At 66.7% G+C, this 22825-nt stretch carries 18 protein-coding genes and 1 other RNA gene; 7 read left to right on the top strand and 12 right to left on the bottom strand.

All coding sequences use genetic code 11. From position 1 onward, the window contains the following. Window positions 1-10: 10 nt before the first annotated feature. Genes pheA through gyrA form a run of 3 tightly spaced genes read right to left on the bottom strand, consistent with a single transcriptional unit; the run spans window position 11 to window position 4882 of the window. Entirely contained in the window at window positions 11-1096 is a 1086-nt protein-coding gene (pheA, locus tag WHX56_RS12795) for a prephenate dehydratase (RefSeq protein WP_338881369.1), read from the bottom strand. After that, the gene (gene serC / locus WHX56_RS12790) at window positions 1089-2219 is read right to left on the bottom strand and encodes a 3-phosphoserine/phosphohydroxythreonine transaminase (RefSeq protein WP_338881367.1); all 1131 of its coding nucleotides are present in this window, start codon (window positions 2217-2219) and stop codon (window positions 1089-1091) included. The genes pheA and serC overlap by 8 nt, the downstream gene beginning before the upstream one ends. Further along, window positions 2219-4882, bottom strand: a complete 2664-nt coding sequence (gene gyrA / locus WHX56_RS12785) for a DNA gyrase subunit A (protein ID WP_129243742.1) — start codon at window positions 4880-4882, stop codon at window positions 2219-2221. The genes serC and gyrA overlap by 1 nt, the downstream gene beginning before the upstream one ends. Window positions 4883-5296: 414 nt before the next feature. On the opposite strand from gyrA, the gene ompA reads away from it, so the two are divergent. The 5 genes from ompA (at window position 5297) to ssrA (ending at window position 9432) form a co-directional block, all read left to right on the top strand. Beyond that, a complete protein-coding gene (gene ompA / locus WHX56_RS12780; protein ID WP_129243745.1) occupies window positions 5297-5890 on the top strand; it encodes an outer membrane protein OmpA in 594 nt (197 codons plus the stop codon). A gap of 147 nt (window positions 5891-6037) precedes the next feature. Beyond that, entirely contained in the window at window positions 6038-6766 is a 729-nt protein-coding gene (ubiG, locus tag WHX56_RS12775) for a bifunctional 2-polyprenyl-6-hydroxyphenol methylase/3-demethylubiquinol 3-O-methyltransferase UbiG (RefSeq protein ID WP_129243748.1), read from the top strand. Further along, window positions 6763-7437 (top strand): HAD-IA family hydrolase, encoded by a 675-nt coding sequence (locus tag WHX56_RS12770; protein ID WP_129243751.1) that lies wholly within the window; start codon window positions 6763-6765, stop codon window positions 7435-7437. Before ubiG ends, WHX56_RS12770 begins: the two co-directional genes overlap by 4 nt. 336 nt (window positions 7438-7773) lie before the next feature. Then, window positions 7774-8952, top strand: a complete 1179-nt coding sequence (locus WHX56_RS12765) for an MFS transporter (protein ID WP_338881365.1) — start codon at window positions 7774-7776, stop codon at window positions 8950-8952. A gap of 90 nt (window positions 8953-9042) precedes the next feature. Beyond that, window positions 9043-9432: a transfer-messenger RNA gene (gene ssrA / locus WHX56_RS12760) on the top strand. Between the two features lie 88 nt (window positions 9433-9520). Here the strand turns inward: ssrA and WHX56_RS12755 are convergent. After that, the gene (locus tag WHX56_RS12755; RefSeq protein ID WP_287756215.1) at window positions 9521-11584 is read right to left on the bottom strand and encodes a TonB-dependent copper receptor; all 2064 of its coding nucleotides are present in this window, start codon (window positions 11582-11584) and stop codon (window positions 9521-9523) included. A 214-nt stretch (window positions 11585-11798) separates the two neighbouring features. After that, entirely contained in the window at window positions 11799-12206 is a 408-nt protein-coding gene (locus WHX56_RS12750; RefSeq protein WP_338881363.1) for a DUF2946 family protein, read from the bottom strand. Between the two features lie 274 nt (window positions 12207-12480). On the opposite strand from WHX56_RS12750, the gene WHX56_RS12745 reads away from it, so the two are divergent. Beyond that, window positions 12481-14337, top strand: coding sequence for an ABC transporter ATP-binding protein (locus WHX56_RS12745; protein WP_129243764.1), 1857 nt, complete (start codon window positions 12481-12483; stop codon window positions 14335-14337). Window positions 14338-14479: 142 nt separating this feature from the next. After that, a complete protein-coding gene (locus tag WHX56_RS12740; RefSeq protein WP_129243767.1) occupies window positions 14480-15448 on the top strand; it encodes a hypothetical protein in 969 nt (322 codons plus the stop codon). A 12-nt stretch (window positions 15449-15460) separates the two neighbouring features. Here the strand turns inward: WHX56_RS12740 and WHX56_RS12735 are convergent, their stop codons facing one another. From WHX56_RS12735 to WHX56_RS12705, 7 genes are read right to left on the bottom strand one after another with little or no spacing between them, the layout of a single operon-like run. Beyond that, the gene (locus WHX56_RS12735; RefSeq protein WP_338881360.1) at window positions 15461-15871 is read right to left on the bottom strand and encodes a Zn-ribbon domain-containing OB-fold protein; all 411 of its coding nucleotides are present in this window, start codon (window positions 15869-15871) and stop codon (window positions 15461-15463) included. A 2-nt stretch (window positions 15872-15873) separates the two neighbouring features. Then, complete coding sequence (locus WHX56_RS12730) at window positions 15874-17031, bottom strand: acetyl-CoA acetyltransferase (protein ID WP_338881359.1); 1158 nt, start codon at window positions 17029-17031, stop codon at window positions 15874-15876. Window positions 17032-17069: 38 nt separating this feature from the next. After that, on the bottom strand, window positions 17070-18209 hold the full coding sequence (locus tag WHX56_RS12725; protein ID WP_338881358.1) for an acyl-CoA dehydrogenase family protein: 1140 nt from the start codon (window positions 18207-18209) through the stop codon (window positions 17070-17072). 16 nt (window positions 18210-18225) lie between these two features. Beyond that, a complete protein-coding gene (locus WHX56_RS12720; RefSeq protein ID WP_129243778.1) occupies window positions 18226-19770 on the bottom strand; it encodes an AMP-binding protein in 1545 nt (514 codons plus the stop codon). An 18-nt stretch (window positions 19771-19788) separates the two neighbouring features. Then, window positions 19789-20649: a MaoC/PaaZ C-terminal domain-containing protein gene (locus WHX56_RS12715; RefSeq protein ID WP_287756220.1), complete on the bottom strand. Its 861-nt coding sequence runs from the start codon at window positions 20647-20649 to the stop codon at window positions 19789-19791. A 52-nt stretch (window positions 20650-20701) separates the two neighbouring features. Further along, window positions 20702-21685, bottom strand: a complete 984-nt coding sequence (locus WHX56_RS12710; RefSeq protein WP_338881357.1) for a tripartite tricarboxylate transporter substrate binding protein — start codon at window positions 21683-21685, stop codon at window positions 20702-20704. A gap of 14 nt (window positions 21686-21699) precedes the next feature. Continuing rightward, complete coding sequence (locus WHX56_RS12705) at window positions 21700-22665, bottom strand: Bug family tripartite tricarboxylate transporter substrate binding protein (protein ID WP_129243786.1); 966 nt, start codon at window positions 22663-22665, stop codon at window positions 21700-21702. Window positions 22666-22825: the final 160 nt, after the last annotated feature.

Below are 22825 nucleotides of genomic sequence, written 5' to 3'. Positions count from 1 at the left end.
GTGGAGGGGCTCACGACGCCGGGTAGGAACCCAGCACTTTCAGGTAGGCGACCTGCGCCTGCAAGGCGGCAAGCGCGCGGTCGACGTTCGGGTCATTGCGGTGGCCCAGCACATCGACGTAGAAATAGTATTCCCACTGGCCGGTACGGGCGGGCCGGGACTCGAAGCGCGTCATCGACACGCCGTTGGCCGCCAGCGGGGCCAGCATTTCGTAGACGGCGCCCGCGCGGTTCGGCACCGCCAGGATCAGGCTGGTCTTGTCCTGCCCGCTGGCCAGCGGCTCGATGCTGCCGATGGCCAGGAAGCGCGTGCGGTTGTGGGGGTCGTCCTGGATGCCCGTGGCGACGACCTGCAGGTTCCAGGCGGGCGCGGCCACCTCGCCCGCGATGGCCGCGATGCCGGGGTCGGACGCCGCCGCGCGCGCGGCCTCGGAATTGCTGGACGCGGCCACGCGGGCCACGTCGGGATAGTTGCGCGTCAGCCAGCCCTGGCACTGGGCCAGCGCCTGCGGGTGCGCGGAAATGGTCTTGATGCCGTCCATGCTGCCGGACTGCGACATCAGGCAATGGCGGATGACGAGCGACCGTTCGCCCAGGATCTTCAGCGGGGTGTTCAGCAGCAGGTCCAGGCTGCGGTTGACGGCGCCCTCGGTGGAGTTCTCCACCGGCACCATGCCCACGTCGGCCTGGCCGGCCTCGACGGCGCGGAAGACCTCGTCGAAGGACGCGCACGGGAGCTTCTGCACGGCGTGGCCGAAATGCTCCATCGCCGCCTGTTCCGAGAACGAGCCCTGCGGCCCCAGGAAGGCGACCGTCATGCCGCGCTCCAGGCCGCGGCAGGCCGAGATGATCTCGGTCCAGACCGCCGCCACGCCCGCGTTCGGGAACGGGCCGGGGTTGGTCTGCTGCAGGCGGCGGATGACCTCGGCTTCGCGCTCGGGGCGCAGCACCGGGCCGTCGGCGTGCGCGGCATGCTTGACCTCGCCCACTTCCAGCGCGGCGCGCGCGCGCTGCGTCAGCAGTTCGAGGATCTGCGCGTCCAGCGCGTCGATGCGTTGACGCAAGGGGAACAGCTTGCGCTGCAGATCATCAGCCATAGCGACGCTCGAATTCCTTCAGGTACTCGACCAGCGCCGACACCCCCGCCAGGGGCACGGCGTTGTAGATGGAGGCGCGCATGCCGCCCACGCTCTTGTGGCCCTTCAACTGCGTCAGGCCGGCGGCGTCCGCGCCCTGCAGGAAGGCGTCGTTGAGCGAATCGTCGTGCAGCACGAACGGCACGTTCATGCGCGAGCGCACGGGCGCGTGGATGGGATTGCGGTAGAACGAGGAGCTGTCCAGGTAACCGTACAGCAGGTCGGCCTTGGCCTTGTTGGCGGCTTCCATGCCCGCCACGCCGCCATTGGCCTTGACCCACTTGAACACCAGGCCGGCAACGTAGATCGCGAACGTGGGCGGCGTGTTGTAGCGCGAGTGCTCGGCGGCCACGTTGGCGTAGTCGAAGGCGGACGGGCAGATCGGCAAGGCGTTGCCGATCAGGTCGCGGCGCGCGATGACGACCGTCACGCCCGCCGGGCCGGCGTTCTTCTGCGCGCCGGCGTACAGCAGGCCGCAGCGCGTCACGTCCATGGGACGCGACAGGAAGTGCGAGGACGCGTCGACGACCAGCGGCACGTCGGGCGCGCCCAGGGCGGCGGTGTCCGGCCAGTCCATGAATTCGACGCCGCCGATGGTTTCGTTGCTGCACAGGTGCAGGTAGGCGGATTCCTTGCGCACCTGCCAGGTGTCGACCGGCGGCACCCAGGTCAGCGGCGCCTGCTCGCGGCCGTCCAACTGGATGGCCTGCTCGCTGCTTGCCGCGACCTGCGCGCTGCCGTAGCGCCCGGCTTCCTTGTACGAACGCTTGGACCAATGGCCCGTCACGACGAAGTCGGCCGCCGGCGCGCCGCGGCGCCCCATGAGGTTCATGGGAACGATGGCGTTCTCCCCGGAACCCCCGCCCTGCATGAACATGACGGCGTAGTCGGCCGGCAGTCCCAGCAGGTCGCGGAGATCCGCTTCCGCTTCATCGCAGATCTGCACGAAGTGCTTGCCGCGATGGCTCATTTCCATCACGGACATGCCGCTGCCGTGCCAGTCCAGCATTTCCGCAGCGGCTTGCTGCAGCACCACCTCGGGCAAGGCCGAGGGGCCTGCCGAGAAGTTCCAGGGGCGGGCCATTATTGCTCCGTAGGTTCCGTCGAATCCGTCGTATCCGCCGCGCCGTCGCCGCCGTCCGCGTCCTGGCCGTCTTCGTCCAGGTCGCCGTCATCGTCCGCGTCGCTTTCCACGACCCGGCGCACGCCCGACAGCGTGCTGCCGTCGTCGACGTTGATGAGCGTGACGCCCTGCGTCGCGCGGCCCATTTCACGGATTTCAGAGACGCGGGTGCGCACCAGGACGCCGCCGGTGGTGATCAGCATGATCTCGTCCGAAGGCATGACCAGCACCGCCCCCACCACCTTGCCGTTGCGCGAGCTGGTCTGGATGGCGATCATGCCCTTGGTGCCGCGGCCGTGGCGCGTGTACTCGGTGATCGGCGTGCGCTTGCCGTAGCCGTTTTCGGTGGCAGTCAGCACGCTTTGCGTTTCGTCGCCGGCGACCAGCAGCGCGATCACGGTCTGGGTTTCTTCCAGCATCATGCCGCGCACGCCGCGGGCGTTGCGGCCCATCGGACGCACGTCGTTCTCGTCGAAGCGCACAGCCTTGCCGGAGTCGGAGAACAGCATGACGTCGTGCTTGCCGTCGGTCAGGTCGGCGCCGATCAGGTAGTCGCCGTCGTCGAGGTCCACGGCGATGATGCCGGCCTTGCGCGGATTGGAGAAGTCGGACAGCGGGGTCTTCTTGACCGTGCCGCGCGAAGTCGCCATGAACACGTAGTGGTCTTCGCTGAATTCCTTGACCGGCAGCACCACGGTGATCTTCTCGCCGTCGGCCAGCGGGAACATGTTCACGATGGGCTTGCCGCGCGAATTGCGCGTGCCCTGCGGCACTTCCCAGACCTTCAGCCAGTACACGCGGCCGCGGTTGGAGAAGCACAGCAGGAAGTCGTGCGTATTGGCGATGAACAACTGGTCGATCCAGTCGTTTTCCTTCATCGCCGTGGCCTGCTTGCCGCGCCCGCCGCGCTTCTGCGAGCGGTACTCGGACAGCGGCTGGCTCTTGATGTAGCCGCCGTGCGACAGGGTCACGACCATGTCGGTCGGCGTGATCAGGTCTTCGGTGTCGAGCTCGGTCGCGTTCAGCTCGATTTCCGAGCGGCGCGTGTCCTTCGCGCTGGTCGAGAATTCGGCCTTGATGGCCTGCAGCTCTTCGCTGATGATCGTGGTGATGCGCTCGGGGCGCGCCAGGATGTCCAGCAGGTCGGCAATGGTGGACATGATGTCCTTGTATTCGCCGACGATCTTGTCCTGCTCCAGCCCGGTCAGGCGCTGCAGGCGCATGTTCAGGATTTCCTGGGCCTGCGTGTCGCTCAGGCGGTACATGCCGTCGCCCTGGAGGCCGAATTCGGCGCCCAGGTCGTCCGGGCGGAAGGCCGCGCGGCCTCCCGGCGTATCGCCGTCGGCGCGCGACAGCATCTCGCGGACCAGGGACGAATCCCACGACTTCGCCATCAGTTCCTGGCGGGCGACCGGGGGGGTCGGCGCCGCCTTGATGATGGCGATGAAGTCGTCGATGTTGGCCAGCGCCACGGCCAGGCCTTCCAGCACGTGGCCGCGTTCGCGGGCCTTGCGCAACTGGAACACCGTGCGGCGCGTGACCACTTCCCGGCGGTGCTGCAGGAAGTAGTCGATCATCTGCTTCAGGTTGAGCAGGCGGGGCTGGCCGTCGACCAGCGCCACCAGGTTCATCCCGAAGGTGTCCTGAAGCTGGGTGTTCTTGTACAGATTGTTGAGGACGACCTCGGGCACCTCGCCGCGCTTGAGCTCGATGACCAGGCGCATGCCGTCCTTGTCGGACTCGTCGCGGATGTCGGAGATGCCTTCGATCTTCTTGTCGTTGACGAGTTCGGCGATGCGTTCCTGCAGCGTCTTCTTGTTGACCTGGTAGGGGATCGCGTCGACCACGATGGCCTGGCGGTTGCCCTTCTCCATGTCTTCGAAGTGGGTCTTGGCGCGCATGATGACGCGGCCGCGGCCCGTGCGGTAGCCTTCGCGCACCCCGGACATGCCGTAGATGACGCCGCCGGTCGGGAAATCGGGCGCCGGGATGAGCTCCATGAGTTCATCGACCGAGCACGCCGGATTGCGCAGGCAGTACAGGCAGCCGTCGACGACTTCCTGGAGGTTGTGGGGCGGGATGTTGGTGGCCATGCCCACGGCGATGCCCGAGCTGCCGTTGACCAGCAGGTTGGGCAGGCGCGACGGCAACAGCAGCGGTTCCTGTTCGCTGCCGTCGTAATTGGGGCCGAAGTCCACCGTTTCCTGGTCGATGTCGGCCAGCAGTTCGTGGGCGATCTTGGCCAGGCGGATTTCGGTGTAGCGCATCGCCGCGGCGTTGTCGCCGTCGATCGAGCCGAAGTTGCCCTGGCCGTCGACCAGCATGTAGCGCATGGAGAAATCCTGCGCCATGCGGACGATGGTGTCGTAGACGGACTGGTCGCCGTGGGGGTGGTACTTACCGATGACGTCCCCGACGATACGCGCCGATTTCTTGTAGGCGCGGTTCCAGTCGTTGTTCAGTTCGTGCATCGCGTAGAGCACGCGCCGGTGGACGGGCTTGAGGCCGTCCCGCACATCCGGTAGCGCCCGCCCGACGATCACGCTCATCGCGTAATCGAGGTAACTGCGGCGCATCTCTTCTTCCAGCGATACCGGAAGCGTCTCCTTGGCAAAGGAATCCATATATATAACGACAGAATCGTGTAAGGAGGAACCCGGGCCGGGTAAACAGGAAATTCTATCATTCGATTCACGGAGCGGTCAGAAGGGCCGTCCGAAGAGCCGCCACGGCGGGCCGGACCGGGCGACATCGGAACGCGGCCGTCGGCGCCTCCACCCGCGCCCGGCGGGCCTGTTGCCAAAAACCAACATGGAAAACCGATGGAGTGCCGAAAACGTCATATCCAGCGTTAATGCGCCTGTCCAGGGAAGCCAAAGCCCCCCAAATGCCTTAAGATTGTTTCCAGCACGCAGGAAACCCAGTAGCTATTCCTTTGAACCAGCTCTTGGCGTTGCTATACTGGCCCCGTTTTCCTGATATGCGGCGGGGGTTCGCTGCGAGTCACTTATCCAGCTTCAAGCTCAACGAGGAGAAACATGAACAAACCCTCCAAATTCGCTCTGGCGCTCGCCTTCGCCGCTGTCACGGCCTCGGGTGTAGCCTCGGCCCAGACCTATCCCGACACGGTGGACAACTGGCGCAATCCGTTCGGTGACGTTTGGAAGAACGGCACGAACGAACTGTGCTGGCGCGATGCTTTCTGGACCCCGGCCACCGGCATCCCCGGCTGCGACGGCGTTCCGGTTGCACAACAGAAGGCGAAGCCGGCCCCGATGGCGGCAAAGGTCGTGTTCAACGCTGACACGTTCTTCGACTTCGACAAGTCGACCCTGAAGCCCGAAGGCCGCCAACTGCTGGATCAAGTCGCCCAGCAAGCCCGTGGCATCGATCTGGAAACCATCATTGCTGTTGGCCACACCGACTCGATCGGCACTGAAGCCTACAACCAGAAGCTGTCCGAGCGCCGTGCTGCTTCGGTCAAGAGCTACCTGGTCAGCAAGGGTATCGACCCCAACCGTATCTACACGGAAGGCAAGGGCGAGCTGAACCCGATCGCTTCCAACAAGACGAAAGAGGGCCGCGCCCAGAACCGTCGCGTTGAAATCGAAATCGTGGGTAGCCGCAAGTAATTGCCGGACTAGCTACAATAAAGGGGCCTCGCATAGCGAGGCCCTTTTTTTCGCCGCCGCCGCACCCATTTGGTGCAACCGCGCGCCCCTCCTCGCCTAGCGCGACGGACCCCTCTATATATAGAGCCGCTTTTCGCTGGACCGCCCATGACCACGCAAACTCACGACACCGCCCGCCCCGCCGTCAACGCCGACCAGGCCGAACTGGACAAGTTCGGCGCCCTGGCCAGCCGCTGGTGGGACCCTGAAAGCGAGTTCAAGCCCCTGCACGCCATCAATCCGCTGCGCCTGGAATGGATCCAGGAATGCGCGGGCAACCTGGCGGGCAAGGCCGTGCTGGACGTGGGCTGCGGCGGCGGCATCCTGTCGGAAGCCATGGCGCGCAGCGGCGCGGAAGTGACCGGCATCGACCTGGCCGACAAATCCCTGAAGGTGGCGCGCCTGCACGGACTGGAGTCCGGCGTGAAAGTGGAATACCGCAAGGTCCCCGTCGAAGAACTGGCGGCCGAACGGCCGGGCCATTACGACGTGGTGACCTGCATGGAAATGCTGGAACACGTGCCGGATCCCGCCTCCATCGTGCGCGCCTGCTCGGCCCTGACCAAGCCGGGCGGCTGGGTGTTCTTTTCCACCCTGAACCGCAACGCCAAGTCCTTCCTGTTCGCCATCGTCGGCGCGGAATACGTCCTGCGGCTGCTGCCTCGCGGCACCCACAGCTACGAACAGTTCATCAAGCCCAGCGAACTGTCCGCGGCGGCGCGCGGCGCCGGCCTGGAACCCACCAGCATGCGCGGCATGGAATACAACCCCATCACCCAGATCTACACCCTGTCGTCCGACACCTCGGTCAACTACCTGATGGCTACCCGCAAATGAGCGCCCTGATCCTGTTCGACTTCGACGGCACGCTGGCCGATACGGCCCCCGACCTGGCCGCCGCGGCCAATCGCCAACGCACCCGCAAGGGCCTGGAACCGATGGCGTACGAGGCGCTGCGCCCAGTGGCCTCGCAGGGCGCCCGCGGCCTGCTGCGCGTCGCGCTCGGCCTTGCGCCTGGCGACCGCGACTACGAGCCCACCCGCCTGCAGTTCCTGGAGGACTACGCGGCCGGCTCCACCGTGCACAGCAAGCTGTTCCCCGGCATCGAGGCGCTCCTGGCCGACATCGGGCGCCGCGGCCTGTCCTGGGGCATCGTGACCAACAAGGTCACCTACCTGACCCTGCCCATCGTCGAGTTCCTGGACCTGACGCGCGACAGCGCCGTGCTGGTCTGCGGCGATACGACGGCGCATTCCAAGCCCCACCCCCTGCCGCTGCAGCACGCCGCTAGCGAAGCCGGTTTCTCCGTCGACCGCTGCGTCTACGTCGGCGACGATCTGCGCGACATCCAGGCCGCGCACGCGGCGGGCATGCCCGCCGTCGCCGCCGCATACGGCTACGTCGGCGAAGACGACAACATCACGACCTGGGAAGCGGAAACCTGCGCCAACTCTCCGGCCGAACTCTGGCCCGCCATCGAACCGCTGCTGCCCCGCGACCTGCGCTAGGCTGGAGGGGCCGCCGCGCGGCCCGCTCGGTTTCCGGCGCCTTTCCGCAAGAATTAGTTGGCCAGGCCGAATAATCTTTCCGGAATCGACGCCTTTATCCTGAAACCGAAGTCACCTAAAGTGTGACCCATGCACGGCACCCGGGGTTTCCCCGATGCCTTCCCGGCCCAGGCCGGGGCCGCGGGCGACGCCGCCCGCGGCCACAGATCTTCCGCGCCTACGCCCCGCGGCCCAGGCGCAGTGCCGGGCGCCCAGGCCCCGCGCACACCAGACCTTTTATTCATCGATAACGCCTGCCCGCGCGCCGCCGCCCAGCGCCGCGCCAGAGGAATGCCTATGCTATTGCCCATCCTGCTGCTTTCCGCCGCCGGCTTCACCATCCTGACCACGGAGTTCCTGATCGTCGGATTGCTGCCGGGCCTGGCCCGCGACCTGGACGTCACCGTCTCCCAGGCCGGCCTGCTGGTATCGCTGTTCGCCTTCACGGTGGCGGCGACCGGCCCCCTCCTGACCGCGCTCATGGCCAACGTCGAACGCAAGCGGCTGTTCATCGGCGTGCTGGTGCTGTTCGGCCTGTCCAACGCGCTGGCCGCCACCGCGCCCAACATCTGGGTCATGGCCGTCGCCCGTTTCGTTCCGGCCCTGGCCCTGCCCGTGTTCTGGTCGCTGGCCAGCGCCACGGCGGTGGAACTCGTGGGGCCTGCCCGCGCCGGCCGCGCCATCTCCACGGTCGCGTTCGGCATCGTGGCCGCCACCGTGTTCGGCATTCCCATCGGGGTGCTGATTTCCGACGCCTTCGGCTGGCGCGCCGCCTTCGCCGTGCTGTCGGCGGTGGCCTTCGCCAAGGCCCTGCTGCTGCTGTTCGCCTTTCCCAGCACCCGCCTGCGGGCCGACAGCGTCAAGCTGGTCACGCAGTTGCGCATCCTGCGCAATCCCATCGTGGTCGGCCACGTGCTGCTGTCGCTGCTGGTCTTCACCGGCATGTTCACCGCCTACACCTACCTGGCGGACATGCTGGAACGGCTGGCGGGCTTCAACGGCCAGATCGTCGGCTGGACGATGATGGCGTTCGGCGCCGTCGGCCTGATCGGCAACACGCTGGGCGGACGCATGGTGGACCGTAGCCCGCTGGGCGCGACCGCCCTGTTTTCCTCGCTGATGGCGGCGGGACTGGCCTTCGTCGCCCCCGTCATGCAGTCGCACGGACTGCTGGCCGTGGCCCTGGGCGTCTGGGGCATCGCGCAGGCGGCGCTGTTCATCGTCTGCCACGTGCGCCTGATGAAGTCCGCGCCGGAGGCGCCGGCGTTTGCAGCGTCCCTGAATATCTCGGGCGCCAACATCGGCATCGGCCTGGGCGCGGTGGTCGGCGGGAACGTCATCGACCAGTACGGCCTGGCTTCCCTGGGCTGGGCGGCCGCCGCCATCGTCGCGGTTTCCGTGGGCCTGGCCTTCCTGCTGATGGCCGCGTCGCGGTCCCGCCCGCAGTCCAAGGCGGCCTGCGCCAACGCCGCCTGACCCCCTGCTGTGTCCCCGGCGCCACGCCACGGCAGGCGGGCGCCAGGAACACAGCAGGCTATGGCATTTACCAGTACAATAGAAGTTCTTGGGGCCGATCCGGATTCGACGTGGGTCGCAAAACAACTCAGGGCATGCCGAGCACCAGTTCGCTCGTTAAACCACTGGAAACACTACAAACGCCAACGACGAGCGTTTCGCTCTCGCCGCTTAAGCGGTGAGCCGCTGCACTGATCTGTCCTTGGGTCAGGCGGAGGAAGGCAACTTCCTAGGGGGGCAACCCTCGAACCGCAGCAGCGACATTCACAAGGAATCGGTTTGAACTGGGGTCACACGGTTCAAATTTAAATTACGTGAATCGCTCTGTTCCGGCCTGTCGGTTGGCTAAGTCCAGGGTTAAATCCAAATAAATCGACTACGCATGTAGAACTGGTTGCGGAGGGCTTGCGGACGGGGGTTCAATTCCCCCCGGCTCCACCAAATTGGCAAGTCTCATGGCAGCGCTGCGCTGGCTGCCAACGCTAAAAAAGCCGCCTGGCATTACGCCTGGCGGCTTTTTCTTTTCCCGTCAGTACTTGAAACTCACCCGCGCCCAGACCGTGCGGCCCGGCTCGTTCACCGCCGTATTGGCGGCGTAGCCGAAGCCGGCGTTGCCCGCCAGGTTCAGGTGCTCGCTGTAGGTCTTGTTGAACAGGTTGTCCACGCCCAGCGACACCTGGACCTGCTTGTTGACCGCATAGCCGCCGTTGAGGGAAAAGACGCCGAATCCCGCGCTGGGGCCGAAATCCTTGCCGACGACGTTGCCTTCGTTCAACGCATAGCGCTTCTGCGCGGCCACGATGCGCCACAGGGCGCCGGCCGACCAGGTGCCGTCGTCGTAGGCCACGCTGAGCTTGGCTTCCAGCGGCGGCATCTGCGGCAGGGCCCTGCCGTCGCTGCGGTTCTGCCCCCAGGCATAGGCCAGCGTGGCGCCGAGCTTCCAGCTCGGCGCGACCTTGTACGACGCCCCGAGTTCGCCGCCGGCGATCCTGGCGTCCACATTGGTGGCCCGGGACGAGGCCCCCATCATGCCGCCCGAGGTGTAGTTGAACAGGATGAAGTCATCGACGTAGCCCGCATAGCCCGAGAACCAGGCGTCCAGCGTTTCCGTCCTGTACTGCGCCCCGAAGTCCAATTGGGTCGTCTTCTCGGGTTTCACGCCCTTGAAGGCATTGACGGAACCCGCCGGACCGCGGTCCGGTGAAAACAGCTCCCAGTAGTCCGGGAAGCGCTCTACGTGCCCCAGGCCGATGTAGACGGTAGCGGGGACGGCCTCCAGGTCCCTCTCGTACCGCAGGAAGCCGCTGGGCAGCGTGTCGCTGCGGCGCTCGCCGGCCGTCGGGTTGGGCATGGGCATCATCATTCCCCCATCGTCCTGGCGGAAGTCCTTTGCGGACGCCCAGTCCACGCGCGCGCCGCCGATGACGCGGCTGCCGGGCGCGGCGCGCCAGGTCAGCTCGCCGAACAGCCCGGTATTGGAAAAGTCCGCGTCCTTGACCCAGGACTGGCTGCGATAGGAAACGGCCTCCGAGCCGCTGCGGGACCGATGGCGGCTCTGCTGGAAGTCCAGGCCGGTCACCAGATCGGCATCCGGGGAAAGGTTCCAGGTGCCGGCGAAGCGCCCTCCCCAGGTGGCCCGGTCGACGTCGGAAGCCATGCCCATGGGCATGGCGCTCATCGGGTCGGGCGCGCGCAGCGTGAAGTTATCCATGACGTGGTCGGCGTAGTTGTAGTACATCTGCGCCTCGACCTTGTTCAAGACCGTCCCGATGTTGCGCTTTTCGAAGCGCAGGCCGAAGCTCTCGCGCTTGAACTGCGAGCCGTCCATGCCGCGCCCCGCGTAGCGCGCCTCGCCGTCGCCGGTGCCGGCCGTCAGTTCGTAGACGGTATCGGCGTCCGGGGTGAAGCCCAGCGTGACGTCCGCGTTCCATTTGTCCCAGCGCGACGGCACCTTGTTGCCGTCGCCGTCCTTGTAGTCCTGGGAATGGGAGTGGTTGGCCGTGATGCGGGTGTACACCTTTTCATTGCCGATGGTCAGGTCGGCCGCCTGATCGTTGCGGCCGAACGAACCGCCCAGCAGGCTGCCGTCGAAGCGGACGCCCGCCTCGGTGAAACGGGGCGTGTCGCGATCGAACTTGATCGTGCCGGCCGATGCGCCGGGCCCCCACAACACCGTCTGCGGCCCCTTGATGACCGTGAGCTGGTCGAAGTTCTCGGGGGAAATGTAGGAGCTGGGCGCGTCCATGCGGGCGGGGCAGGCGCCCGGCATGGAGGTGCCGTTGGTCAGGAGGTTCAGGCGCGAGCCGAACATCCCGCGCAGCACCGGATCGCCGTTGGTCCCGCCGTTGCGGATCGAGGAGAATCCGGGGATGGTCTTGAGGTAGTCCGTGCCGTCGCTTGCCGGCAAGGGTTGGCGGGGAATTTTCGGGTCCGTCGTGAATGTCAGCGGCGCGCTGGGCGCCACGCCCGTGATCACCACCGGATCCATGGTGGCGACGGCGTTCGCGTCCGCCGCTTGCGGCCAGGCGGGAAACGTGGCGGTCAGCGCGGCCGCGAGGCAGCTCATCCGCAGGAATTCGTCTTTCTTGTGCATGTCTGGGTTCTATAGGGAAGTCTTGGACCGGCACCCGCGGGCGGCCCCCCGGGGCCTGCGGCGCAGGCGGGGCCGAAATCCAGAGCGAGTGCGAAGAATGCGTGATCGGCTGGCGCCGGCGCCGCCCGGGAACGGCGGAAAGCGGGCAGACGCGCGTCATTCCGTGCCCGGCCGCAGGCCGCGCGCGATAGGCGCCGATAACGTGGGGAGCGGGTCAGCCCAGCAGGGGCGGCGCGCGCGATTTCTGCGGCAGCCGGGCCACCGCGCTGGAGAAATGGACCTCGATGTCCGGCCGCGGCACGACGGCAGGCACCGCCGCGGGCAGCAGCCAGGCAAGGACGAAGAGTTCCGGAAGCGTCGCGCCGCCGAGCATGGCGCAGCCCGCCACGCAGCAATGCGGCAAGGCGCCGCTGTGCTGCTGGGTGTCCTGCGCGGGACTCTGGACGTCCAGGGTGACGACGCGCGGGCCGCTGGCCGTGCAGATGATGGTGGTGGCGCCCGCCCTGCCCGGCGCCATGCCGGATGCGGCCAGGGCGGAGGATGCGATCAGGGCCTGAAAGACGAATAGAAGCGCCGCGGCTAGCGCGACACATCGTCTCCTGGCGTTGGCACCTGTGTACATTTGCATCCCTTGGTCGCCGCAGATGGTATCACGCGCAATGGGGCGAACACCCCGCGCAACGCGGCGTCGCGACGGCGATTTGCGCCCGCGCATGATCTCCGACAAGAGTCGGCCTTGCCGGGGCTCCCTCGGAGGCAATTCCGATATCGGCGTACCGGCTCGCGGCGTTTTCCGGCCGCTGCCTTTACTATCCAGGCTGGCGGCAACCGTCAGCCGCCTTCCTGCCGTTCGACGACGGCGGTTCTTCCTTTTTCTTGCCGTTTCGGAGGCCACCTTGCTCCGTTCGTTTGAACGCCTTCTCGACCCCTTCCCCCCGGACGAAGCGCCGCTGCCGCCCAAGGGGCTGGCTTCCTTCCTGTGGGCCTGCACGCGCGGGGCGCGCCGCTATATCGCCGCGCTGGCCGTACTCAGCGCCTGCGTTTCCGTGTACGAAGCCTGGCTGTTCTCCTTTCTTGGACAGATAGTGGACCTGCTCACGGCCTGGCGCGCCGGCCAGGACGCCGCCGGCCAGGAGCGCGGCGTGCTGTGGGGCATCGCCATCGTGCTGCTGGCGAGCATCGTCCTGGTCACGCTGCGCACCATGGTGCAGCACCAGGTGCTGGCCATCAACCTTCCGCTGCGCCTGCGCTGGGATTTCCATCGCCTCATGCTGAGGCAGAGCCTGTCGTTCTTTTCCGACGAGTTCGCCGGGCGCGTCACCACCAAGGTCATGCAGACGGCGCTGGCCGTGCGGGAAGTCCTGCTGACCTTCGTCGAGATCGTGCTCGGCATCGGGGTGTACTTCATCACCATCATCGCGCTGGCGGGCGGCTTCGACCCGCGCCTGATGCTGCCCTTCATCGCCTGGATCCTGCTGTTCGGGCTTGCCATGCTGTATTTCGTTCCGCGCCTGGGCAAGGTCGGGCAGGAACAGGCCCATGCCCGCTCGTCCATGACGGGGCGCATCACCGACGCCTACACCAACATCACCACCGTCAAGCTGTTCTCGCACACCAGGCGCGAGGCCCACTTCGCCCGCGCGGCGATGGAGGATTTCAAGGAAACCGGCTTTCGCCAAATGCGCCTCGTGAGCCAATTCGAGATCGTCAACCAGACGCTGGTGGTGGCGCTCATCCTCGCGGCGGGCGGTTATGCGCTGTGGCTGTGGGAGGCCGCCGAAGTGGGCACCGGCGCCGTGGCCGCGGTCACGGCCATGGCCCTGCGCATCAACGGCATGTCGCACTGGATCATGTGGCAAATGGCTTCGCTGTTCGAGAGCATCGGCACGGTGCAGGACGGCATCGCCACCCTGACGCGCGCGGCCAAGGTCCAGGACGCGCCCGGCGCGCCCGCGCTGGAGATCACCCGCGGCGAAGTCGAATTCCGCGACGTCCGCTTCAACTACAACGGCGAACGCCAGGTGCTCGACGGCCTGGACCTCACGGTGCGCCCCGGCGAGAAAATCGGCCTGGTGGGCCGCTCCGGCGCCGGCAAGTCCACGCTGATCAATTTGCTGCTGCGCTTCTACGACCTGGACAGCGGCCAGATACGCATCGACGGGCAGGACATCTCGCGCGTGGCGCAGGACAGCCTGCGCGGCGCGATCGGCATGGTCACCCAGGACACCTCCTTGCTGCACCGCTCGATCCGCGACAACATCGCCTATGGCCGCCCGGACGCCACCGACGCGGAAATCCGCGAAGCCGCCGCGCACGCCCAGGCGGACGGCTTCATCCGCGAACTCAGCGACCCGCAAGGCCATACCGGCTACGACACCCTGGTGGGCGAACGCGGCGTCAAGCTGTCGGGCGGACAGCGCCAGCGCATCGCCATTGCCCGCGTCATGCTCAAGAACGCCCCCATCCTGCTGCTGGACGAGGCCACCAGCGCGCTCGACTCGGAAGTGGAGGTCGCCATCCAGGACAGCCTCGACGAAATGATGGAAGACAAGACCGTCATCGCGATCGCCCACCGCCTCTCCACCATCGCCGCCATGGACCGGCTCATCGTCATGGACCAGGGACGCATCGTCGAACAGGGAACCCATGCCGAATTGCTGGCGAAGAACGGCATCTACGCGCGGCTGTGGCGGCACCAGAGCGGCGGTTTCCTGGGCGAAGAGAACGACGAGGCGCTCGATTCGCTGGGCTGAGCGGGCGGGAACCGCACACGGAAGCGCGCGCGATTCTTGAGCCCTTGCGGACATCCGTGTAATCTGCCCAAGCGGGCCCCCGGCCGTCCGGGCCGCAAGCCTGGCCGCATCGCATTGGCAACGCGTTCATTCGGAGATTCGCATGCGAGATTCCGTTTGCAGGGTGAAGCGGCGTCTTTTCGGCCTGCTCGGCGTGCTGTCCTGCTGCGCCGGCGCGGCGCAGGCACAGCAGGGCCTGCGGCTGACCCAGGACGACCTGCAAAAGCGCGCCAACGGCGTGCTTGCCCTGATGTCGTTTTCCATCGTGCCCGACATCACGACCAGTTCGCTGAACATCGGCAGCGGCGGCGGATCGACCAGCGGCTCGACCGAGTTCTTCATGACGCAACTGGGAGGCGGGGACACCATTTCCGACTCCGTGCCCATCTATCTGGAAGGCGTGCTGGCGGCCAGCCGCTACGATCCGACCTTCATCGCCACGCAGGGCGCGGAGTCCCGCCGCATCCCCACGAAGTGGAACAGCCTGTCGGCCACCGGCGGCATCGGCTGGGACTTCAAGCTGACCGACGAACTGAAGCTGCGCCCCATCTTCAACTTCGCGCTGGGCAACGTCACCAGCGACCTGCGCGCGGCCAGTTGGTATGTCGGGCGCAAGACCGACTCGGACGTCGACTTCCTCGACAAAGGCTCGCTCAACGCCTACGGGCTGGGCGGCTCGCTGATGCTGGACTACGAGCACTACCGGCCCGGCTATGAAGTGGACGTGGAGCTGCGCTATTCCGACATGCGCCTGCAGAGTTTCGACAGCTCCGCGGCGGTCCGCGGCCGCGCCACCGCGCAGTCCGCGAACCTGTGGGCCCGCTACCGCGCGCCCACGGGCGCGATCCTGCTGCAGCGGCCGCTGCGCTACGTGCTGGAACTGACCCATTCGGAGTTCCTGGGCGACCAGCGCGGCATCCTGGGCTTTGACCGGCTGACCTCCATCGGCGCGGGCCTGGAGCTGGACTCGAGCGCCTACGACGTGTTCATCACGCGCACCCGCGTGGTGGGACGGTACGTTTTCGGCACCAACGTCTCGGGGTTCTCGGTCGGACTGGCGGTGAGCTTTTGAACAGCGCCATGTTCAGGCTTCCAGGGTGAATTGCGGCAAAGTGATCTCGTCGGACACTTGCTCGAAGCAGACCCGCACCCGGCTGCCGATCCGGACCGCCTCGGGCGGGCAGCCGACGATGTTGGCCATCATCCGCACACCTTCGTCCAGGTCGATCGAGGCCACCACATAAGGAACCTTGTCGCTCAGCGCCGCGTTGCTGGCGCGGCGGTTGATGGTGTAAGTGTAGACGGCGCCCTTGCCGCCGCATTCGATCCACTCGATATCCCCGGACAGGCAGGCGGTGCAGAATTCGCGCGGATAGAACTGCCGCGTCTTGCAGTGGGCGCACTCCTGGATCACCAGTCGATGCGCTCTCGCCGCGTCCCAGTATGGCTGGGTGATCAGGGTGGGTTGCGGCAGCGGGCGTTGAATGTGGTCCATGGTCAGACTCCGAGAATCAAGGTGGTGTTGCACGAGAAGACCAGGCCCGGCGCGTGCACCAGGGCCAGTTCCGCCTTGGGCAGTTGGCGCTCTCCGCACTCTTTGCGCAACTGATGCACGGCTTCGAGCAGGAGCAGCATGCCGAACTGGCCGGGGTGGTTGTACGAAAGGCCGCCGCCCGAGGTATTGATGGGAAAATCGCCGCCGGGAGCAAGCCGCCCCCCCGCCACGAAAGCGCCGCCCTCGCCGCGCTTGCAGAAACCCAGTTCCTCCAGCGACTGGATCACGCCTATCGTGAAATGGTCGTAGATCTGCACCACGTCGATGTCCTGGCGCGTGACGCCCGCCATCGCCAGCGCTTGCTCTGCCGTCTGCGCCACATTGGTGTCCAGCCAGTCCGCGGTGCCGAAGGGGGTGTAATGATGCGAGAAGGATTCCGCGATGCCCATCACGTAAACCGGCGGCCGCTTCAGCGCGCGGGCCCGGGCGGCGGTGGTGACGATGAACGCGCCGCCCGCGTCGGTCACCAGGCAGCAGTCGCGCTGGCGCAGGGGATCGGCGATCATCCTGGATGCCATCGCTTCCTCGATCGAGGTTTCTTCGCGCCGGTACGCCTTGGGATTGAGCTGCGCCCACTTGCGCGCCGCCACCGCCACCTCGGCCAGGTCCCTGGGCGTCGTGCCGTAGCGGTGCATGTGCAGTTGCGCCACCATCGCGTAGTAGCCGATGGGGCTCAATTGCCCGTAGGGGGTGATGAACTGCCCGCGCGGCATGCGCATGTCCTCGGGGGTGCCGCCGACCTTGCGCGTTCCGTCCGACAACTGGGTGCTGCCGTAGGCGACCAGCGCCACTTCGCACATGCCGGCCTCGATGGCGGCCATCGCGTGCCGGATATGCATGACGTTGGACATGCCGCCGACGCTGGTCGAATCGACGTAGCGCGGCCGGATGCCCAGGTATTCCGCCAGTTGAAGGCCGGCAAACCGGTCGTCCACGTGGGCAAATACGCCGTCGACGTCCTTCAGCGACAGGCCGGCGTCGCGCAACGCCCGTCCGGCCGCCTGTGCCTGCAGGTCCAGCGCGGTCATGCCGGGGACTTTCCCCAGCTCGGATTCGGCGGCGCCGACGATGGCGACCGATTTCGAAAGATGTTTGGTCATGGATGGATCGTTTCCTGTCGAAGCTTGAGAAAGCGGGTTCACAGCGTCCTGGCGATCAGCTCGCGCATGACCTCCGAGGCGCCGCCATAGATGCGGTTCGGCCGCACGTCCGTATAGGCGCGGCCGATCGGGTATTCGCGCATGTAGCCGTAGCCCCCGTGGAACTGGAGCAGGTCGTCGATGGCGCGCGTGGCCTCCGCCGCCCACAGCTTGGCCATGGCCGCGCCGCCGGCGTCCAGTTCGCCATCCAGGTATTGCCGCACGCAGCCGTCGACGAAAGCGCGGGTCGCGGCGGCCAGGGTCTTGATGTCGGCCAGCTTGAAGCGGATGTACTGGTTGTCGATCAGCGCCTTGTCGAAAGCGCGCCTTTCCTTGGTGTAGTCCACCGTCCATTGCAGCGCGCTTTCCAGCGCCGTCGCGCAGCGCACGGCGATCATCAGGCGTTCACGCACCAGCTCCTTCATCAGGTAGCCGAAGCCCTGGCCGGGTTCCCCCAGCAGGTCTTCCTCGGGGACGAACATGTCCTGGAAAAACAGTTCGGCCGTGTCCTGCGCCTTCTGCCCGACCTTGTCCAGCAGGCGCCCCCGGGAGAAGCCCGGCGTCGCCGCGTCGACCCAGAACAGGCTGATGCCGCGCGCGCCCGCGCCGGGATCGGTCTTGGCCACCACCAGCACCCGGTCGGCGTGGAACCCGTTGGTGATGAAGGTCTTCTGGCCATTGACGACGTAGCCGCCCTGCGCCCTGGCCGCCACCGTGCGGATCGCCTTGACGTCGCTGCCGGCGCCGGGCTCGGTCATGGCGATGGACGCGACCACGTCGCCGCGCGCCATGGCGGGCAGGTCGCGCAGTTTCTGGCGCTCGGACCCGAAATTGAGCAGGTACGGCGCGACGATGTCGGAGTGGGTCGTGAACCCCGTGACGCCCGTGGCCAGCGCGCGGGCGATTTCCTCCACCACGATGATGGTGTGGAGGAAGTCCCCGCCCCCGCCTCCGTACTCTTCCGGCGTGCTGGGCAGCAGGATGCCCGCGCGGCCCGCGCTGCGCCACAGCTCGCGCGGCACCATTCCCTCCTGCTCCCACCGATAGTGGTGGGGTGTGATTTCTTCCGCGATGAAGCGCGCGGCCGTATCGCGGAACATGTCATGCTCGGGCGAGAAGAACTTTCGTTGCGGATTCATCGTGCCTCCTGGCGCGTCATCGGGCGCCGCCTTTCGGGGACGGCCAGTAGCGTTGCTTGACCAGGCGCTTGAGCAGCTTGCCCGTCTCGGTGCGCGGCATGTCGGTGGAGAAATCCACGCTCTTGGGGCACTTGATGGGCGAGATCCGCTCGCGGCAATAGGCGATCAACTGCTGCGCCAGGTCCGGGCCGGCGGAGGCAGGATCGCGAAGCTGCACCACCGCCTTGACCTCTTCACCGAATTCGTCGTTCGGCACGCCGACCACCGCGACGTCGGCCACCGCCGGATGCAGGCACAGCAGGTTCTCCGCTTCCTGGGGATAGATGTTGACGCCGCCCGACACGATCATGTTGGACAGGCGGTCGGTCAGGTACAGGTAGCCGTCCGCGTCCAGGTGCCCGATGTCGCCATAAGTCGCCCAGCCGCGCGCGTTGTGGGCGCCGCGCGTCTTTTCCGGATCCTTGTGGTATTCGAAGGTGCCGCCGCCGGAAAAGTAGATGACTCCCGGCTGCCCCGGCGGCAATTCGCGCAGGCCGTCCTCGCTCATGATGTGCACCTGGCCGAATTCCGGCCGGCCGACCGAACCGCGGTGCGCAAGCCATTCCTCGGAACCGAGCGAGGTCCGGCCGACCAGTTCGGTGCCGCTGTAGTACTCGTACAGGATCGGCCCCCACCATCCGATCATGGCCTCCTTGACCTCGGCCGGGCACGGCGCGGCGGCATGCACCGCGTAGCGCAGCGAAGACAGATCGTGGCGCGCGCGCTCCGCCTCGGGCAGGCGCAGCAGGCGGATGAACATGGTCGGCACCCATTGGGAATGGGTGACGCCGTGGGCGGCGATGGCCGCCAGCGCCCCGGCGGGGTCGAATTTCTCCATCATGACGCAAGTGCCGCCGGCCCGCAGCGCGGCCATGTTCCAGCGCACCGGCGCCGCGTGGTAGAACGGCGCGGTGGAAAGATAGACCGTATTGCGGTCGAACGCCTTCCAGGCACTGCTGGGCGCGTCGCCGACCCGGAAGTACCGGTTCGCGACCGACAGCGGCCGCTTGATTCCCTTGGGCAGGCCAGTGGTGCCCGAGGAATACAGGAAATCCGTGCCTTCAGGGGTCTGCGGCAAGCGGACGTCGTCGGCATGGCGGCCGGCCCAGGCTTCGTATTCCACCGCGCCGGCATCGGCGCCGTCCACGCAGATGCGCAGCACGCCGCGCGCGTCCAGGCCGCGCGCATCCGTTTCGCCGCGGGTGCATTCCGAATAGAACAGCGCCCGCGCATCGCTGTTCTCGATGAGATAGCCCGCCTCTTCGCGCTTCAGATGGCGGCTGATGGTGGTGTAGTACAGGCCGATGCGATGGGCGGCCCAGAGCAGTTCAAAATAGCAGGGATGGTTTTCCAGGAAGACCGCGATCACGTCGCCGGGTTGCAGCCCGGCTTCCAGCAGGGCCGCCGCGCACTTGCGGCTGCGCAACTCCAGTTCGCGCCAGGTGACGGTCTTTCCGGAGGGGATCATGCGGTAGGCAATGCGTTCCGGCATTTCCCGGGCATGGGCTTCGAGTGGTGACATGGTTGACCTCGTTGTCGGTTACTGCGCCAGGCCGGCGACCCCGTTGCTCAGCACCACCGTATTGCGCTCGTGGGCCAGGACGCGAAATTGCAGGTGGGCGCCGTCGCGCCAGATCTCCGCGCGCAGCGTTTCGCCCGGAAAGACCGGAGCGGAAAATCGGGCGGAGATGCCGGCGAGCCGTTGGGTCCCCGCCGGCGCGCAGGCCCGCAGCAAGGCGCGCGCCGCCATGCCATAGGTGCACAGGCCGTGCAGGATGGGCCGGTCGAAACCGGCGGCGCGCGCCATGTGCGGCAAGGCATGGACCGGGTTGAGGTCGCCGTTCAGCCGGTACAGCAAGGCTTGCTGCGCAAGCGTCGGCAAAAGCACCGCGCAGTCGGGCTCGCGGTCCGGAACGGGCGGAAGGGCCTGCGGCGGCTCATCGCCCTGGCCGAAGCCGCCGTCGGCCCGGCAGAACGACACGTGCTCCACCGTGGCCAGGGGCCTGCCGCTGCCGGCGTCCGAAATGTCCCGCACCGTCACCACCAGCGCGCCCTTGCCCGCGCCCTTGTCCACCACGCGCGTGACCCGGGTCTGGCTGCGCACGGCGCCGGCCGCGGCCAGCGGGGCGTGGAAAGTCATGCGATGCTCGCCGTGCAGGATCTTTACCCAGTCGATGCCGGTGGCCGGGTCCGCGGCCCAGCCGTTGGGCGCGCCGAGGGTGGCCAGGAAGGTAGGCACCACTGCCGTCCCCTCTTCATGCACGTAGCGCAATTCGTCGTCGTCGGCCGGATCGCCGCCATAGCCCAGGCCCAGGGCGTAGATCATGCAATCGCGCGCCGTATAGCGGTCGACGCGATCCTCGAATTTCCAGTTGCGCAGATTGTGATAGTCGATTGCCATCGCTCATGCCTCCTTGGGTGCCGGCGGCGCCTGCGCGCCGCCGGCATTCTGGTCACTCCACCTTGATGCCGGCGGCCTTGATGATTTTTTCCCAGCGATCCTTCTCGGACCTGATAAAACCGTCGAATTCCGCCGGCGTGCCGCCGAGCGTGATTCCGCCCTGCTGGGCCAACTGCTTCTTCACTTCCTCGTCGCCCAGCACCGCGTTCAGTTCGGCATTCAGCCGCGCGACGATGGCCGGCGGCGTGCGGGCCGACACGAGCACGCCCAGCCAGGCGCCGACGTCGATGTCCGGATAGCCTTGCTCGGCCAGCGTCGGCACGTCCGGCAGGATCTGGCTGCGCTCCCGCGTGGTGACCGCCAATGCCCGCAGCCGGCCCGCCTTTACCAGGGGCGCGACCGTGATCACGTTTTCGACCGTGAAATCCACCTGGCCCGCCACCAGGTCGTTGGTCGCGGGCGCCGCGCCCTTGTACGGCACCGTGACGGCGGTGAAATCCAGGCGGTTCTTCAGCAGTTCCCCGCCAAGGTGCCCGGACGTCCCTAGCATGGACACCGCCATCGACAGGTTCCCCTGCTTTTTCCTGGCGTAGGCGCGGAACTCGGCCAGCGTCTTGAGCGGCGAATCGGCGTTGACCACCAGGGCGTTCGGCATGGTGATGACGCGGACCACCGGCGCGAAGTCGGACATGCCGTAGGGCAGCTTGCTGTACAGGGTGTAGTTCACCGCGTTCGGCCCGCTGCTGCCCATGACCATGGTGTAGCCGTCCGGCTCCGCTCGCAACATGGCCTGCATGCCGAGGATGCCCGCCGCGCCGGGTACGTTCTCGACCACGACCGGCTGCCCGAGCCGCTCGGACAGTTTTTTCCCGACCACTCGGCTGGTGATGTCGAGGATTCCCCCCGGGGAACTGGGCGCGATCAGCCGGAGCGGTTTGTTGGGGTAGCCCTCGGCCGCGTGGGAAGCCAGCGTCGGGACGAGAAATGCCGTCAGGCCGGCCAGCAGCGCCAGCGCAACTTGCCTGCGAGTCTTCATGGGAGTCTCCTGTGTCAATCCACTTTCATGCCGGTGGCGTCGACCACGCCTTGCCATTTCCGCACTTCGGCTTTCAGGAACGCCCTGGCCTCTTCCGGGCCGCCCGTCAGCGGACGGGCATAGATGCGGTCCATGAATTCCTGCACGTCGGGCTGCTTGTTGATATCGGCGACCGCGTCGGCCAGCCGTTCGAGGACGGGCGCCGGGATCCTGGCCGGCGCCGCCATGAAGTAGACCGCCTCCACGTCGTAGCCCTTGAGGCCGGCTTCCTCGATGGTCGGCAGGTCCGGCATTGCCTTCATGCGCTCGCGGCCGGTCACGGCCAGCGCCTTGAGCTTCTTGGTCTGCACCAGCGGAATCGCCGTGGAGACGCTGCCGAACATCATGTCGACCGTGCCGGCCATCAGGTCGACTTCCGCGGGCGACACGCCCTTGTAGGGGACATGGGTCATGTCGACGCCGGCCATGACTTTGAACAGTTCGCCCGCCAGGTGGATGGACGATCCCATGCCGGCCGAGCTGAAGGTCAGCTTGTTGCCGGGCCGCTTGGCCTGCCGGATCAGGTCGTCGACGCTGTTGAGGCTGGAGCCCGGCGGCACGACCAGGATGTTGGGGGTGGAAGCCACCATGCCGATCGGCATGAGGTCGCGCTCCCAGTCGTAGGGGTTGCGCTTCATGGCGGCGTTGGCCGCCACGTAATTGGCGGCCATTGCGATCGTGTAGCCGTCGGCCGGGGCCTGCGTCAGGGCCTGGATCGCGATGTTGCCGCCGGCGCCGGGACGGTTCTCCACGATGAACGTCTGGTTGAACCGTTCACCGAGTTTCCTGGCGTACAGGCGGGCGAGCAGGTCGGTGGCGCCGCCGGGCGCGAAGCCCACGTACAGGCGCACCGGCTTGTCGGGATAGGCGTCGGCGCCGCTGGCCGTCCCGACGACGGCCAGGCTCAGTACGGCGGCCAACAATCCCTTCAACGTAGTCATGAGTCGTCTCCTTCATTTTTTATAGAGAGATGGGAATGTCGGGCCAACTTATTCCGACATGCCGAAGAGTATAACGACATGTCGATATTAATTGTGAATTTTTCCGGTGGTGTGTATATTTGTTCGGAACCTCGGAATAAATTCCATACTATTCCGGCAC

Source organism: Achromobacter veterisilvae (assembly GCF_037619525.1).
Lineage (GTDB): Bacteria > Pseudomonadota > Gammaproteobacteria > Burkholderiales > Burkholderiaceae_B > Achromobacter > Achromobacter veterisilvae.
The sequence above is the reverse complement of the archived record's forward strand: the minus strand, read 5'-3'. Positions and strand labels throughout refer to the sequence as shown.

What these genes read in the sequence shown, in the direction of transcription:
- WHX56_RS12735 (WP_338881360.1), bottom strand. Translation starts at nt 15,871, where the DNA reads ATGGACCACATTCAACGCCCGCTGCCGCAACCCACCCTGATCACCCAG.
- serC (WP_338881367.1), bottom strand. Translation starts at nt 2,219, where the DNA reads ATGGCCCGCCCCTGGAACTTCTCGGCAGGCCCCTCGGCCTTGCCCGAG.
- gyrA (WP_129243742.1), bottom strand. Translation starts at nt 4,882, where the DNA reads ATGGATTCCTTTGCCAAGGAGACGCTTCCGGTATCGCTGGAAGAAGAG.
- WHX56_RS12710 (WP_338881357.1), bottom strand. Translation starts at nt 21,685, where the DNA reads ATGAAGACTCGCAGGCAAGTTGCGCTGGCGCTGCTGGCCGGCCTGACG.
- ompA (WP_129243745.1), top strand. Translation starts at nt 5,297, where the DNA reads ATGAACAAACCCTCCAAATTCGCTCTGGCGCTCGCCTTCGCCGCTGTC.
- WHX56_RS12770 (WP_129243751.1), top strand. Translation starts at nt 6,763, where the DNA reads ATGAGCGCCCTGATCCTGTTCGACTTCGACGGCACGCTGGCCGATACG.
- ubiG (WP_129243748.1), top strand. Translation starts at nt 6,038, where the DNA reads ATGACCACGCAAACTCACGACACCGCCCGCCCCGCCGTCAACGCCGAC.
- WHX56_RS12765 (WP_338881365.1), top strand. Translation starts at nt 7,774, where the DNA reads ATGCTATTGCCCATCCTGCTGCTTTCCGCCGCCGGCTTCACCATCCTG.
- WHX56_RS12740 (WP_129243767.1), top strand. Translation starts at nt 14,480, where the DNA reads ATGCGAGATTCCGTTTGCAGGGTGAAGCGGCGTCTTTTCGGCCTGCTC.
- WHX56_RS12720 (WP_129243778.1), bottom strand. Translation starts at nt 19,770, where the DNA reads ATGTCACCACTCGAAGCCCATGCCCGGGAAATGCCGGAACGCATTGCC.
- WHX56_RS12705 (WP_129243786.1), bottom strand. Translation starts at nt 22,665, where the DNA reads ATGACTACGTTGAAGGGATTGTTGGCCGCCGTACTGAGCCTGGCCGTC.
- WHX56_RS12715 (WP_287756220.1), bottom strand. Translation starts at nt 20,649, where the DNA reads ATGGCAATCGACTATCACAATCTGCGCAACTGGAAATTCGAGGATCGC.
- pheA (WP_338881369.1), bottom strand. Translation starts at nt 1,096, where the DNA reads ATGGCTGATGATCTGCAGCGCAAGCTGTTCCCCTTGCGTCAACGCATC.
- WHX56_RS12730 (WP_338881359.1), bottom strand. Translation starts at nt 17,031, where the DNA reads ATGACCAAACATCTTTCGAAATCGGTCGCCATCGTCGGCGCCGCCGAA.
- WHX56_RS12725 (WP_338881358.1), bottom strand. Translation starts at nt 18,209, where the DNA reads ATGAATCCGCAACGAAAGTTCTTCTCGCCCGAGCATGACATGTTCCGC.
- WHX56_RS12750 (WP_338881363.1), bottom strand. Translation starts at nt 12,206, where the DNA reads ATGTACACAGGTGCCAACGCCAGGAGACGATGTGTCGCGCTAGCCGCG.
- WHX56_RS12755 (WP_287756215.1), bottom strand. Translation starts at nt 11,584, where the DNA reads ATGCACAAGAAAGACGAATTCCTGCGGATGAGCTGCCTCGCGGCCGCG.